Below are 14,235 nucleotides of genomic sequence, written 5' to 3'. Positions count from 1 at the left end.
GGCTACCGCTGGTAGCGCACGCCGAAGCCGACGAGCTGCGCGTGCCCGCCGTATTCGGCGGCGAGCGCGTTGTCGTTGGCGGCGGTCCGGCCGAGCAGCCGCATGTACTCCGCGAATGCGTCGACGCGCCAACCGCCGCCGAGCGCCACCGACGCGCCCGCGGTGGCGCCGATCCGCGACGAGTCGGGAGACGACGGCGCGAGGGTCTCGTCGCGAGCCGGAGTCGGATCGTAGTACGCGCCGGCGCGCGCGACCCAGTTGCGCGCGAACGCCCACTCGGCGCCGGCGCGCAGTCCGACGGTCGTGCGCCAGTCGTTGATCTGGCGCGCGTCGGGCGTCGCGTCGTTGTCGAAATCGATCACGACCTCGTCGTAGACGCTCCACGTGGCGATCTCGATGTCGGCGAGCGCGCGCCACGGACCGTGGCGCCACGCGCCGCCGAGTGCAATCCGGTCCGGCAACGTCAAATGGCTGCGCGCCGGCTGGTCCATCGTCTTGGCCTCGAACGCGTCGGGGGCGTCGAAGTCGGCACCGCCGTCGAGGTCGATGCTCGTGCGGCTCTTGTAGGTGGCTCCGAGATCCAGGTCCGGTCGCGCGCGGACGAACACGGCGGCGTCGACGCCGGCACCGTGCCCGTCGAGGTCGACCGCGACGTCCCCTTCGACGTCGATGAAGTCGAGCTGGCGGGCGACGCGCATGCGGGCGAAGTCCGCGTGCGCGCCGAGCGCGACCCGCACCCGGCCGAACCGCCACGCCGCGAACGGTGCGACGCGGAACACCTCGATCTGCGACCGGACGATCTCGAAGCGTCCGGGCCAGTCCTCCGGCCATGCGACCCCGCTGCCGAACGGCACGCCGGCCCACACGCCGGCGGCAAAGTCGCCGGCCGCGACGCTCGCACTCACGTGCGGCGGGGTCGACCAGCCCGCATCGTTGTGCGTCTCCCACGAGCCGTCCATCGCGCGGGCCGTCAGGCTCGGGCGGGCGGCGAGCAGGCCGATGCCGACGCGCAGGCCGGCGCCGTCGGCGAGCGCCGCCGGGTTATACCAGGCCGCGCCCGCGTCGTCGTCGCGCGCCGTGCCGGCGGCGCCGGTGCCGCCGGCCGTGGCGCTCTGGGTCGCGACGGCGAAGCCGCCGGCGCGCGCGCCGGCCGGCAGGGCGAGCGTCGCCGCGACCGCGGCGCCGAGCGCACGCCGAAGAAAACTCCAACCGCGTTTCGACCGCATCAGAGATCTCCTGCCAAGAAGTCGGCCAGATCGTTGAGCCCGGGCAAGTAGGCCGGTTCGACCGGAATGACCAAGAACGCGTGCTCGGCGACGTAGTCGCGCCGGGGTACGCCGGCAAGCTGTTGTAATAACACCGTATATTGGTTGGGAATGATGAAGTCGAGCGTGGCCATCTGGATCAGCACGTCGCGGTTCGTTCCCAGCCGCTGGGCGACGTTTTGCGGATCGACCGCATCCATGAACAGCCGCGCGACGTCCAGGAACCGCTCGGCCTCGTACGTGCCGTCCTCGACCCCTTCGCGGGTGAAGAACGCGTCGACGAACGGGCCGAAGTAGGTGGAATCGGAAAACAGGTCCACCGTATCCGCACCGGGCACGTTGAGGACGGCTCGCTTGATCTCGGGCGACAGGGCGACGTAGGTCGCGCCGATGATGCCGCCGAGCGACTGCCCCGCGTAGTACAGCTCGTCGGTGGCGAGCGGTGCGCCGATCACCGACTCCCAGTCGCCTTCGCGCAGCGAGCGAGACAGCGCGCCGAGGTCGATGATCGCCTGCAGGAAGTGGTCTTTCGTGCTCGCGATGTGATCCACCTCGATGAACGCGGCGCCGGACGCCACCGGCATGTTCAGCAGCGGCCATCGCGCCAGCTCGTTGCCCTGGCCGGCGGCGTCGACGCAGCGGCCGTCCTCGGCGCAGGTCGTACCGTTGGCGCACGGCTCGAGCGACGTGAGTTCGCCGGTGGTCGGATCGATCAGCGACAGCGGTCCGCCGTGGTAGCAATGGGTGCGCGTTCCGTGCAGCGGAAAGTCGATCGAGATCGCCGCGAAACCGCGCGCGGCGAGCGCGTCGCCCACCGCCAGCACGAACCGGCGCTCGGTCATGATCGCGTGGCCGAAGATGACGACGGGCACCGGCACGCCGGGCTCGATGTTGCGCGGCACCGTCATGGTGAACGCGATGTCCTGCACCTCGTAGCCGCCGTCTTCCCGCCACGCGCGGGTGCGGTCGTCGAGGAACACGGGCGATTTGATCGTGCCGTGGTAGACGTCGCCGACCTGGAGCAGTGAGCCGATGGCGAGCGCGAAGTCGCCGAGCGCTTCCGTTGGGGTTTGATGCTCGATGTGGTCCGGGTCGACCGGCACGCCGAGGGTGGCGGCCATCGCGACTGCCTCGTCCAGCCCCGGGTGGATCGACTGGGTCGTAAACGGCCACGCCGCGAGGACGTTGTCGCGGCCGATGCGGTCGAGCAGCGACGCGAGCTGCGCGCGCGTGGTCTCGACGCGGCGGGCGTCGTCGTCCGCGACCGCGTCGATCTGGCTCGCGCCGTCGGCGAACACGGGCGACCGGGCCTTCAGCAGGTGCCCGAGCGGCATCGGCGCGACCTCGCCGCCGGTCGCGTCGCGGACGGACCGATCGACGACCACCGCGTACGTCGTGGCGGGCTTCAGCGGCAGATCTTTGGGTTTGACGACCACGTGGACGAGGTCGGCCATCAGCTCGACGTCGGCGTCGAGCTGCAAGGGCGGCTCGCCGAGCTCGTAGAGCTTGACCGACTGCGGCGTGAGGGTCGCCGCGTCCATCGGCGCGGTGAACTCGAACAGCAGATTGGAGGAGGTCGCGAATCCGTCGTAGGTGCGCAGGCGCCGCTTGGCCTCGATCTCGACGTCCGTGTCCCACGGCGCGACCGGCATGTCGATCAACCCGGTGTCCGGGTCGAGGATCAAATTGTTCGGCAGCGGCATGCGCTGCGACGGCTTGTCCATCGCGAGCTCGGCGCGCTCGGTCACGGTGAACGTCCACAGCGCGGCCACGTCCTGCCGCGGGATGCCCGTGTTCTCGAAGTAGTCGAAGAACGGCGCGAGGTCCTGGCGGATGTCTTCGAGTTGGCGTGCGTTGTCCTGCCGCTCCGCCGCGGTGTCGCCGGGGAACGCGCGCTCGTGTTCCGGTACGTCCAGCGCTTCCGTCTGGCGCAAGAAGTAGAACGCCGCGTCGCACTCGACGCGCTCGCCGCGCTTGCCTTCGACGCCGGCGTCGCCGCCGCGCAGCAGCACGACGTATCGCCCGCCGCGCTCCCAGCCCTCTCGCGGTGCATCGATCGTGATCGTGCGCTCGTCGTCGCTGATCGACACGCGCGCGCCGTCGACGCGCTGCGGTACGCCGCGCCAGTGCCACACCTGCAGCGTGTCCGGCGTGACGGTCGCCGGATCGATCGGGGCGGTGAACTCCACCGTGGCGGCCATCGCGGTCGACCAGCCGTCCATCGTGTTGAGGAAGGCGTAGAACTCGCGTTCGGCGTCCGTGAGATCCTCGTCGTCGACGGGCAAGTCGAGGTGGCCGGCGTCGGCATCGCGCAGGATGTCGGTCGGCATCGGTACGACCTTTGCGTCCGGGTCGAACCTCGCGTGGATGATCTCCCGGGGCGGATCGAACGAAAGGTCCGCGCATCCGGCGATCGCGGCCACCCCAGCGAACAACAGTCGAGCCTTCATGTCATCCCCCCTCCCGTGGTGGAAGCGCGTTCGATTATAGAGTTATCGGTGAACTTGGGAAGCGTTTTTTTGAATGAAGTTAGGTGGTTGTAAAGCATGTGAGCGGGCTTACGCAGCGCGTCACCCACAGGTCGTACCTTTCCACCGATTTCCCGAACGATCGTCGCGCGTTGGCGCACCCGGCCGCGTGACCGCGCCCCGGTCGCCGGTCGGGGCGCGGCCAGGACCGGCACCCGCCGGCGCGCCCGCGCCGAAGCCGCGCCGGCCTTGCGGCGGCGCGGGGGGCGCCGGCGCCGACGCGGTGGCGCGGTGCGCCGGCCGGCGGCCGCTCCGGCCGCGGTCGAAATGGGTGCAGAGACAACGAATGAGCGGCCCTTGACCGCGCGCGGCCCGCGCCGTCAGGGGGCGTTCGCCGCCTCCGGGCGCGCGCGGGCGATTTCGAGCTACGCTGTCGGCGCGATGGACGACGCGATCGACAGGGCGGCCGCGCTCGTGCGAAGCGCGCGGCGCGCGGTGGCGTTCACCGGCGCGGGAATCTCGACCGAGTCGGGCATCCCCGACTTTCGCAGCCCCGGCGGCGTCTGGGACCGCTACGACCCCGAGGAGTTCTCGTTTCCGCGCTACGTCGCGAGCGCCGACGCGCGCAAGAAGATGTGGCGCTGGGGCCTCGAGCTGTACCCCGCGCTGGTTGCCGCCGTGCCGAACGCCGGACACCGAGCGCTGGCCGAACTCGAGCGCGTGGGAAGGTTGCGCTGTGTGATCACCCAGAACATCGACGAGCTTCACCAGCGCGCCGGGTCGCGCGAGGTGATCGAACTGCACGGCACCGCGATGCGCGTCGGCTGTCTGTCGTGTGATCGCGAGTTCGAGCGGGACGCGGTGCACGCACGGATCGAAGCGGGCGACACCGACCCGCACTGCGACTGCGGCGGCATCCTCAAGCCGAAGACGATCTCGTTCGGCCAACCGATGCCGCAGGCCGAGATGGCGCGGGCCTACCGCGAGGCGAGCGACTGCGATCTGTTGCTCGCGGTCGGCTCGTCGCTGGTGGTGTGGCCGGCGGCGGACGTCGTACCGACCGCCGTGCACCACGGCGCCAAGCTCATTCTGATCAACCTCGAGCCGACGCCGTTCGACGCGCTCGCCGACGTCGTGGTCCGAGGCAAGGCCGGCGCGGCGCTGGCTGCCATCGCGGCGGCGGTGCGCGCATGAGTTGGTTGCTGTCGCAGCTCTACGACCGCACGCTGCGCAAGGCGGAGGCCGCGACGCTCGCCGCGTGGCGCGCCAGCCTGTTGGGCGAGCTGTCCGGCACCGTCCTCGAGATCGGCGCGGGTACCGGAGCGAACCTGCCGCACTATCCGGCGCGTATCGCCCGCCTCGTGGTCACGGAGCCCGATCGGCACATGCGGCGCCGGCTCGCCGCCAAGTTTCCCGACGTCGATTGCGTCGACGCGCCGGTGGAGCGGCTGCCGGTAGCCGACGCATCCTTCGACGCGGTCGTCGCGACGCTGGTGCTGTGCTCGGTGCGCGATCCGCGCGCGGCGCTGCGCGAGATCGCGCGCGTGCTGCGGCCGGGCGGGCGCTTCGCGTTCATCGAGCACGTCGCGGCGGCCGAGCCGCGCCGCCGGCGCGTGCAGGCGCTCGTCGAGCCCGTGTGGAAGCGCATCGCGGGCAACTGCCACTGTACGCGTGACGCCGAGCGAGACATCCGCGCGGCGGGGTTTTCGATCGAGCGCATCGGGCGCGGCGACATTCGCGGCGTCTATCCGTGGGTGCGGCCGGCGATCTACGGGATCGCGCGGCGCGCAGGCACCGAGCGCCCCGCGTAGCGGCGGCCGCGCCGCGATGCCTTACGCCGCGTACGTGCGCTCCAGATAATCGACGATCGCGGCGGATTCGAACATCTCCACGCCGGTGTTCGGGTCGACGAGATAGGGCACTTGCACGCGGCCGGCGCGTTCGAACAACTCGCGGCGGTGCGCCGTCGTCGGCGGTGCGTTCGGCGCGACCCGCGCCCGGAGCTTCGGCGGCAGCCAGTCGACGAGCGCGCCCTTGCCGACGTTGTGCAGCAGGTACGGCAGCTCGAGTTCGGTGAGCACCTCGCGCACGCGGCGGGCGAACGGGCTGGCCTCGAAGCTGTACAGTTCGAGCGGCTGGTCCGGCCGGCGCGACGGGCGTGCGCGCACGCCGCGGCCCGCGCGTATGCGGCTCGCAACGCGCGACGTGGCGGCGTCTGCGCGCGACAGGCGGTGCCGCGGGCGGCCATCGCCGTACGCGGTCGAAAGGTAGTCGAGGATCGCCGCCGCGCCGCCGACGCGGGCGCTCCGGTTCGCGTCGACCAGAAATGGGATCTCCGGCACCTGCGGCCGGTACTCGGTGCCGCCGATCGGGCAGGGCAGCACGCGTATGTTCAGGTCGAGTTCGGTGAGCCGCTCGCGCACGAGCCGGCAGTCCGGGCAGCCTTCCATGTCGTACAGGTCGAGCGGCGGCGCCGCGGCTCGGACGGCGCGGGCGACCGACGTGCCGCGGCCACCGCGCACGGCCGACGCGGCGAACGAGGCGAGCGCGTCCAGCGGGCCGAATCGGTCCATCGCGCCGAGTTTGCTCCCACACCGCGCCGCTTGACACGGAGTGTAAATAGGATTTATTAAAACAACGGTGTTTCACGAATCAGCCAGCCGACGCACCGAGCGCCGGCGCCGTGCCCGCCGCGATCAGATCGTCGACGCGGCCCTGGCGCTCGCGGCCGACCGCGGGATCGACGGCGTCACCATCGGCGCCCTGGCAGAGGCGCTCGACTACACGCCGGGCGCGCTCTACCGCTATTTCCCATCCAAGGAGGCGCTGTTCGAGGCCCTCGAGGCGCGGGCGATCGACGAGATGGCCGAGCACGTCGCCGGTGCGTTGGCGGGAGTCGCCGCGGCCGCGCGCGCGGCCGCGGTGCCCGCGGCCGCCTCCGCGGTCGCGCGCGTGCTCGCCGCGGCCGACGCCTACGTCGCCGTGGCGGAGTTGCGGCCGCACGCCGCTGGCCTGGTCGGCCAGTTGTTGGGCACGCCGCGGCAGGTGCTCGGCGACGCGGCCGCAGCGCGCGTGGCCCCGGCGGTGGCGCGGCTGGTGGGAGCCGTCGCCGGCGCCGTCGCCGACGCCGCCGCGTCCGGCGCGCTGACGCCGGGGGACGCGCGCGCGCGCACCGCGGACCTGTGGGCGGCCGTGCACGGCGCGGTGTCGCTCGGCAAGCTCGCGCGGTTCGACCGGCTCGCCGCGGATGCCGGGGCGGAACTCGGCGGCCTGTTCGACGCGCGAGCGCGCGCCGCGTCGCTGTCGCGCGCGCTGCTGTCCGGCTGGGGCGCTGCGCAGGACGTCGTCGACCGGGCGTCGGCGGTGGTCTCCGATTGGAGGGAGTCATGGCTGCGAGCTATGCGATAGCGGTCGCCGCCGGCGCGTTCGGCTGGACGTTTGCCGAGTACGCGCTGCACAACTGGTACGGTCATCGCGCGCGCGGGCGCAACGACTTTTCGCGCGAGCACCTCGCCCATCACGCGCGCGTCATGTACTTCGCGCCGGCGCGCAAGAAGGTCGCGGGTGCCGCGATCATGACGGCGCTGGCCGCGCCGGTGGCCGTCGTCGTCGCGGGCGCCGCGCACGGCGCCGCGGCGGTCGCCGGGTTCCTCGCCGCGTACATCGCGTACGAGTGGTTGCACCGGCGCGCCCACACGCACGCGCCGATCGGCCGCTACGGCCGCTGGTTGCGCAAGCACCATTTCTATCACCACTTCGGCGACCCGCGGCACAACCACGGGGTCACGTCGCCGCTGTGGGACATCCTGTTTCGCACGTACACGCCGGTCGGCCGCGTACGGGTGCCGCGCGCGATGGCGATGCCGTGGTTGGTCGATGCGTCCGGCGCGGTACGGCCCGAGTTCGCGTCCGACTACGAGCTGGTCGGCGCCGCGCGCGGCACGCGGCGCGCGGCCTAGCGGGGGTCATGGCAGCGGCGCGCGGTTCGTCGCTTCGTGGGTCATGTACAGCCGCCGGTCGGCGAAGTCGAAGTCGTCGAAGTCGAACGGAGTCGTGCGCGTGAGGATCTGCATGCTGTAGACGTGTGCGACCCACTCGTAACGCTGGACCGTGTACGGGTCGGACGCCGTTCCGCTGCCGCCCATGCACATCGCGGTGGCGGCGCCGCCGGCCCCGTCGGGGTCGACGCAGGTCTCCCCGGCGACCGGGCACGCCCCCGAGCACGCCGCGCCGCTGCCGACGATCGGTTCGAGCCCGGCGCGCTGCTGCGGCCCCGGCGTCGCCCGCGGAAACGACGCGGGCAGCGTTGGCAGCGTGAAACACTCCGATGCGCCGCAGTCGAGCCCGAACGGCTTGTACACGATCCAGTGGGTCGTCCGACTCTCGCGCACCTCGTTTTCCGTCGCGCACGAAAGCACCGGCAGGTACGTCTCGGTCACGACGGTCAGATCGTGGCGCGAGAACACCGGCACGTTGCCGCCGTTGGTCGCGTTCGACCACTCGAAGTGACCGGGGTCGGAGAACGTGACCAGCGGGATGTTCAAAAACGGCGACAGGCCGAAGTCGGTCGACAGGTTGAACGTGCCGCCGGATGCCGTATACGGCGCATTGGCCGGATTGGCGCCGTCGTCGCGGACGTAGATGGTGCTCACGCCGTCTTCGCGGCCCGCGATGGCGGACGTGTGATTCGAGTCGGCGTCGTCGAGGTACAGCGCGACGAGCGCGGCCACCCGCCGCACGCCCATCGGGTCCATCGAGCCGAAGTCGGCGTTGGGCAGCGTGACCTGGTTGCCGCTCGATGTAAACGGGCGTACGTCGGTTCCCATGAGCATGAGCGGACCCACGCCGTTGGTCCCGTCGTAGTCGCCACCGGAGATGCCGACGATGTCGGTCTCGACCGGCGCCCCCGCGAACGTGAGCGTGACCGGGTTCGGGTAGGAGAACTGCAGGTTGATCGTGTTGGGCGACACGTCGCCGGCGACGTTGACGTCGAGCAAGAAGCCGAGGTTGTTGTAGTCGAGCACCGGCAGGATGTCCGCGATCGAGCCGCCGCCGAGGATCGACTGGACGTCCTGCAGCGTCGCATCGGCCGCGACCATCACGACGTCTTCGCGCACACCGGTATCGGCCGTGTTCTTCAGCCGCAGCGACCAGGGCGCCTCGTCGAACTGCGATGCGCCGCACACGAACAGTCCGCCGGCGCCCTGCGCGGGTAGCCACACGTTCTGCGGCAGTGCGACCGGCGTACTGCTCACCAGGTTGTTGCCGGGATCCCAGCATCGGTTCGGCTCGAACAGCAGGCTGGTCTCGAACGTGCCGATCACGTCGATGTCCAGGTGCGGCAGGACCACGGCCGCGTCGACGTCGCCGCAATCGGGCGGCGTCGGCATACCGCGGCCGTCGCTGTAGAGGCTGGTGGACGGCTGCGGCGGGTGAATGAGCGGAAGCTCGAGCACGACGTCGGATGCGTCGCCGCCGACGACGGTGACGTACGAGCGCCCCGTGGCGCCGGCGGTCACGGCGATGGGGCCGGACAGTCCTCCGGCGTAGTCGAAGAACGTCGCGTACCCGTTGGCGTCCGTCGTCGCGACGGTGGATGCCAGCGTGCTGCCGCCGCCGAACAGCGCTTCGGGGTTCGTCTCGAATCGCGTTGCCTCCGCGTCGCCGACCAGCACGCTCGCGCCCGCGATCGGAGCGCCGGACTCGTCGACCGCCCGCACGCGCAGGTTGCCGCCCATCGGCGAGCAGCCGCCGAGGCCGCCGCCGGAGGTCGCGTTCGGCGACGCCACCGTGACGTCGACCGTCTGCGCCAGCGTCACCGTATCGCCGCACGCCGTCGCGACGACCGACAACGTCTGCGCGCCGGGCGTCGCGCCGGCGACGTACTCGACGTAGTAGCTGCCTGCGCTCACGGCCGACTCGGTGGCGGCGATGCCGCCGATGGTCACGGACGCGCCGGAAACCGGCGCCCCGGCGGTGTCGGCGAGTTGGGTCCACACGACGACGCGCGCGCCGGAGCCCGCGACGAGGCACACGGACGTGGACGACGCGCTCGTGAACACGGGCGACGCCGGGTCGAGAGCCAGGGCGGTGTTGACGCACGTGTCGGCGACCTCGTCGCAGGCATCCGACGTGCATGCGTTGCCGTCGCTGCACGGGCGCGGCGCGCCGCCGCCGCACACGCCGCCGCTACAGGTCTGGCCGACCGTGCAGAACGCAACGTCGCACGCGGTCCCGTCGGGCAAATTGGTCGCCACGCAGGCGTCGCCGGCCTCGTCACACGACGCCGCCTGGCAGGCGCCGGCGACCGGCGAGCAGTCGCGCGGGCTACCGGTGCACGCGCCGCTCGAGCAGGCGTCGCCGACCGTGCAGAACAACCCATCGTCGCATGGTCCGCCTTCGTTGGTCGGCGTCTGCACGCACGCATCCGCCGACTCGCTGCAGCTTCCGCGGTTGCAGGGGTCGTCGAGGGCCGAGCAATCGCGCGGCGAGCCGCCGGCGCAGGCACCGCCGGTGCAGGCGTCGCCGACGGTGCAGAACAGGCCATCGTCGCACGCGGTGCCGTCGGCAACCGGCGTGTTTTCGCACAGCAACGAGGGACCGCAGGTGTCCGTCGTGCACGGATTGCCGTCGTCGCAATCGCTGTCGAGGGTGCAGCCGACGCAGCTCGCGTCGGCTAGATCGGCAGCGCCGTCGCAGTCGTTGTCGATCCCGTCCGAGCAAGTGGCGTCGCCGGGCGGTCCCTCGGCGTTCGGGATCGGCGGCACGGGCGTGGAGACGCATGCGTCGGCGCCCTCGTCGCAGGTGTCGGCCGTGCAGGCGTCGCCGTCGTCGCACGACCGCGCGGCGCCGCCGCTGCACACGCCGGCCGCGCAGGTCTCGCCGGTCGTACAGAACAGCCCGTCGTCGCACGCGCTGCCCTCGTTGGCGGGCGCTTTCGCGCAGGCGTCGGCGTCTTCGTCGCACGTGCCGACGTTGCATTGGTCGGTGAGGGCGGAGCAGTCCACCGTGGCGCCGCCGGTACATGTGCCGGCAACGCACTGATCGGATGTGGTGCAAAACAGGCCGTCGTTGCATGGTGTGCCGTCCGCCATCGGCGTGGGCACGCAGGCGTCGGCGTCCTCGTCGCACGTGCCGACGTTGCACTGATCGGACGCGGTCGAGCAGTCGCGCGGCTGTCCGGCGCACTGGCCGGCGAGGCACTGGTCGCCGGTCGTGCAAAACAAGCCGTCGTCGCACGCGCCGCCCTCGTTGATCGGCATCGCGACGCAGGCGGCGGTCTGTTCGTCGCACACGCCTTGCGTACACGCGCTGTCGAGCTCGCTGCAGTCGCGCGCCTGGCCGACGCACTCGCCGGCGACACATACGTCACCCGTGGTGCAGAACGTCGCGTCGTCGCACGGCGTGTCGTCGGCGACCGGTTGCGCGACGCACTCGCCGGTGGCCGGATCGCACACGCCGGTCGCACACGCTCCGCTGAGGCCGCTGCAGTCGACCGGGTCGCCGGTGCATACGCCGTTTTGGCACGTGTTGTTGGTCGTGCACGCGTCGCCGTCGTCGCACGGCTCGCCCTCGAGCTGGTCGTCCGGTTCGTGCGCGCACGAGCCCTGGTCGCACCAGTCGAATGAGCAGTCGTTGCCGTCGTCGCAGTCGGCGTTGGTCGTACACTCGGGCGCGGGTCCGCTATCCGGCGGGCCTTCTCCTTGGTTGGAGCTTCCACACGCGACGGCTAGGGCCGCGGCGAGCGCAGCCGCAGCGACGACGGACCCTCTTCCCATCAGGTGACTCTAGATCGGTTGCGCCCGACCGAGCGCTGACGATGGCAAACAACGGGTGGGCCGGGGCCGATTCGCGGGGCGCCCGCGCCGCTGCGCTCCGGGGTGCCGCGCCGCCGAAAAAAATGAGGGGCGCCGTTGCCGGCGCCCCGTCCCCCCTCAAGCGCTGCGCGGCAGGAGCCTCACAGCGATCCGTGTCGTATCCGCGTGCGCCCGCCAATGAGCAAGGTGCGTACCGAAGCAACTTCGACGAAGTTTCGAATGGTTACGCGGATGCCGTGTCCAGTTTGAGGGCACCTGTGCATGAAAAACATGTAAGCAGTCTTTCTGAAACTATCGGCAACCATCGAATTCTACAACAGTAGAATGTGTGTGCGCCATGACGGGTCGACCTGTGACCGGTCGTCACGTGCAAATTTTCACTCGCAGTCAACGCCGCGAAACTCGTCCTTCCATTGCCGCAGCGCGGCGAAGACCGCGACCGGATCGGTGCGGTCGATCGGGGCGCGCCGCGCCGCGGCGGCCGCCACGGCGGGCACGCGCGCGCGCAAAAACGGGTTCGTCGCGCGCTCCTCGGCGATCGTGCCGGGTATCGACGGCACGGCCAGCGCCGCGCGCCGGCGCGCGACGTCCGCGTTGTCCGGTTCGACCGCGGCGGCGAACGCGAGGTTGGACGCGGTGTACTCGTGCCCGCAATACACGCGCGTGTCGTCCGGCAGCGCCGCCAACTTCGACAGCGATGTGTACATCATCTCCGGGGTGCCCTCGAACAGGCGGCCGCAGCCGGCGAGAAACAGGGTGTCTCCGGTGAACACAGCCGGAAGCGTCTCGATGAAGTAGCTGATCGCGCCGCGCGTGTGTCCGGGGTTGAACAGGATGCGCGCGCGCACCTCGTCGCCGACCGCGACCGTGTCGCCCTCGTCCACGCGCCGGGTGATTCCCGGGATGCGCGCCGCGTCAGTCGTATGTCCAACGATCTCGAGCTGCGGGTAGGCGGCGGCGAGCGCATCGTTGCCGCCGGTGTGGTCCCAGTGGTGGTGGGTGTTCCAGATGGCCGCGAGGTCGACGCCCTCGGCGGCGATCGCGGCCGCGACCGGTTCCGCCTCGGACGGGTCGACGACCGCCGCGCGGCCGGTCGCCTCACAGACGACCAGATAGGCGTAGTTGTCGCTCAAGCATGGAATCGGGACGATGCGCATGGCGGCATGGTATAGGTCGGCGCGGCGGCGTGCGACCGGATTCGCCGCGAGGAGGTCGAACATGAAGATGGACGCGGTCGTGTTGCGCGAGCACGGCGGCCCGGAGGTGCTGTCGTTCGAGTCGATCGAGGCGCCGGAGCCGGGCCCGGGCGAAGTCCGCATCGCCGTGAAGGCGGTCGCGGTCAATCACCTCGATATCTGGGTGCGTCGCGGCGGCCCGGCGTTCCACCTGGAGTATCCGCACCGCCTCGGCAGCGACATCGCCGGGGTCGTGGACGCCGTCGGCCCGGGCGTCGACGACGTGGGCGTGGGCGATCGCGTCGTCGTCAACCCGGGCGTGTCCTGCGGCCATTGCGCCGCCTGCCTGTCCGGGCGCGACAACCTGTGCCGGCACTACCGCATCCTCGGCGAAAACGCGCAGGGCGGCTACGCCCAGTTCGCCGTGGTGCCGCGCGCCAACCTCGCACCGTATCCGGGCGACTTGCCGTTCGAGCAGGCGGCCGCGTCACTGCTCACGTTCCTTACCGCCTGGCAGATGCTCGTCCGCAAGGCGCGCGTGCGCCCCGGCCAGGTCGTGCTCGTACACGGTGCCGGCAGCGGCGTGGGCGTCGCCGCCATCCAGATCGCCAAGCTGTTCGGCGCGCGCGTCATCGCGACCGCGGGCGCGCAGCACAAGCTCGACAAGGCGCGGGAGCTCGGCGCCGACGACGCCATCGATTACGTGCGCCAGGACTTCGTCGCCGAGGTGCGGCGACTCACGGGCAAGCGCGGGGTCGATGTCGTCTTCGAGCACGTCGGCGGCGATACGTTCGCGCGCAGCATCAGGGCGACCGCGTCAGGCGGTTGTATCGTCACCTGCGGCGCGACCAGCGGGTTCGAAGCGACGGTCGATCTGCGCCACGTATTCTTCCGCCAGATTCAGGTGCTCGGGTCGACCATGGGCTCGAAGGGCGACCTGCTCGACCTGTTGCCGTTCGTCGCCGACGGGCGGCTGCGCCCGATCGTCGACCGCGTATTGCCGCTGCGCGAAGCGGCCGCCGCCCACCGCGCGCTCGAGGCGCGCGAGGTGTTCGGCAAGATCGTCCTCGTGCCGTAGTGCCGCCGCGCTCGAGCACGCCAGCGAGTGCGGCGCACGCCCGCTGCGCACGAGCGCGCGTACACATCGGGTACCCGCCCTCGCGAGAACTGACGCCGACGATCGCCCGCCAATCGCGACCGCAGCCCGTGGCCATCCGCAACGGGGGCCCGCGGGCCGGTCGTCGGCGGCGCCGGTCACGGGCTCCGCTTCGCCATCGCATCGAAGTCGTACGCCAGGCGAGGAGGTCCATGATGTAGTCGCCCGGCGGCCGCGCGGCGATCTCGCCGAAGACCGGATCTGCCGGGGGGAGGACGATCTCCGGATGGTCATGCCGCGTTCGAGCCCGAGCGCGCGGTGCAAGCGGATCGGGCCGCGCGAAGCCGCGTGCGGCCATCCGTCGCGCGATACAATCGGCGGCGCGATGGGACGTACGGTCGGAGTGCTGCTCAT

General features: G+C 71.3%; 9 protein-coding genes. 5 read left to right on the top strand and 4 right to left on the bottom strand.

Annotated features, from left to right (window positions below):
- Positions 1-2: 2 nt before the first annotated feature.
- The gene (locus D6689_11550; protein ID RMH41253.1) at positions 3-1,865 is read right to left on the bottom strand and encodes a hypothetical protein; all 1,863 of its coding nucleotides are present in this window, start codon (positions 1,863-1,865) and stop codon (positions 3-5) included.
- Positions 1,866-4,174: 2,309 nt separating this feature from the next.
- On the opposite strand from D6689_11550, the gene D6689_11545 reads away from it, so the two are divergent.
- Together D6689_11545 and D6689_11540 are read left to right on the top strand one after the other, a co-directional pair.
- Positions 4,175-4,927, top strand: coding sequence for an NAD-dependent protein deacylase (locus tag D6689_11545; protein ID RMH41251.1), 753 nt, complete (start codon positions 4,175-4,177; stop codon positions 4,925-4,927).
- Complete coding sequence (locus tag D6689_11540) at positions 4,924-5,544, top strand: class I SAM-dependent methyltransferase (GenBank protein RMH41250.1); 621 nt, start codon at positions 4,924-4,926, stop codon at positions 5,542-5,544. The genes D6689_11545 and D6689_11540 overlap by 4 nt, the downstream gene beginning before the upstream one ends.
- A gap of 21 nt (positions 5,545-5,565) precedes the next feature.
- Here the strand turns inward: D6689_11540 and D6689_11535 are convergent, their stop codons facing one another.
- Positions 5,566-6,306: a glutathione S-transferase gene (locus D6689_11535; GenBank protein RMH41249.1), complete on the bottom strand. Its 741-nt coding sequence runs from the start codon at positions 6,304-6,306 to the stop codon at positions 5,566-5,568.
- Between the two features lie 67 nt (positions 6,307-6,373).
- Between D6689_11535 and D6689_11530 the strand changes: the two genes are divergently transcribed.
- Positions 6,374-7,141 carry a TetR/AcrR family transcriptional regulator gene (locus tag D6689_11530; GenBank protein RMH41248.1) on the top strand — a complete coding sequence of 256 codons (768 nt, stop codon included), beginning with the start codon at positions 6,374-6,376 and terminating at the stop codon, positions 7,139-7,141.
- On the top strand, positions 7,120-7,692 hold the full coding sequence (locus tag D6689_11525; GenBank protein ID RMH41247.1) for a hypothetical protein: 573 nt from the start codon (positions 7,120-7,122) through the stop codon (positions 7,690-7,692). The genes D6689_11530 and D6689_11525 overlap by 22 nt, the downstream gene beginning before the upstream one ends.
- Before the next feature lie 6 nt (positions 7,693-7,698).
- Here the strand turns inward: D6689_11525 and D6689_11520 are convergent, their stop codons facing one another.
- Together D6689_11520 and gloB are read right to left on the bottom strand one after the other, a co-directional pair.
- Positions 7,699-11,511 carry a carboxypeptidase regulatory-like domain-containing protein gene (locus tag D6689_11520; GenBank protein RMH41246.1) on the bottom strand — a complete coding sequence of 1,271 codons (3,813 nt, stop codon included), beginning with the start codon at positions 11,509-11,511 and terminating at the stop codon, positions 7,699-7,701.
- A 416-nt stretch (positions 11,512-11,927) separates the two neighbouring features.
- The gene (gene gloB, locus D6689_11515; GenBank protein ID RMH41252.1) at positions 11,928-12,707 is read right to left on the bottom strand and encodes a hydroxyacylglutathione hydrolase; all 780 of its coding nucleotides are present in this window, start codon (positions 12,705-12,707) and stop codon (positions 11,928-11,930) included.
- Positions 12,708-12,774: 67 nt separating this feature from the next.
- Here gloB and D6689_11510 point away from each other — a divergent pair, with 67 nt between their 5' ends.
- The gene (locus tag D6689_11510) at positions 12,775-13,803 is read left to right on the top strand and encodes an alcohol dehydrogenase (protein RMH41245.1); all 1,029 of its coding nucleotides are present in this window, start codon (positions 12,775-12,777) and stop codon (positions 13,801-13,803) included.
- Positions 13,804-14,235: the final 432 nt, after the last annotated feature.

The organism is Deltaproteobacteria bacterium, from assembly GCA_003696105.1.
GTDB lineage: Bacteria > Myxococcota_A > Polyangia > Haliangiales > J016 > J016.
This window is presented reverse-complemented; position numbering and strand designations above follow the sequence as displayed.

Coding starts and splice junctions, on each gene's coding strand:
- D6689_11545 (RMH41251.1), top strand. CDS start 4,175: ATGGACGACGCGATCGACAGGGCGGCCGCGCTCGTGCGAAGCGCGCGG.
- gloB (RMH41252.1), bottom strand. CDS start 12,707: ATGCGCATCGTCCCGATTCCATGCTTGAGCGACAACTACGCCTATCTG.
- D6689_11550 (RMH41253.1), bottom strand. CDS start 1,865: ATGGCCGCTGCTGAACATGCCGGTGGCGTCCGGCGCCGCGTTCATCGA.
- D6689_11525 (RMH41247.1), top strand. CDS start 7,120: ATGGCTGCGAGCTATGCGATAGCGGTCGCCGCCGGCGCGTTCGGCTGG.
- D6689_11535 (RMH41249.1), bottom strand. CDS start 6,306: ATGGACCGATTCGGCCCGCTGGACGCGCTCGCCTCGTTCGCCGCGTCG.
- D6689_11540 (RMH41250.1), top strand. CDS start 4,924: ATGAGTTGGTTGCTGTCGCAGCTCTACGACCGCACGCTGCGCAAGGCG.
- D6689_11510 (RMH41245.1), top strand. CDS start 12,775: ATGGACGCGGTCGTGTTGCGCGAGCACGGCGGCCCGGAGGTGCTGTCG.
- D6689_11520 (RMH41246.1), bottom strand. CDS start 11,511: ATGGGAAGAGGGTCCGTCGTCGCTGCGGCTGCGCTCGCCGCGGCCCTA.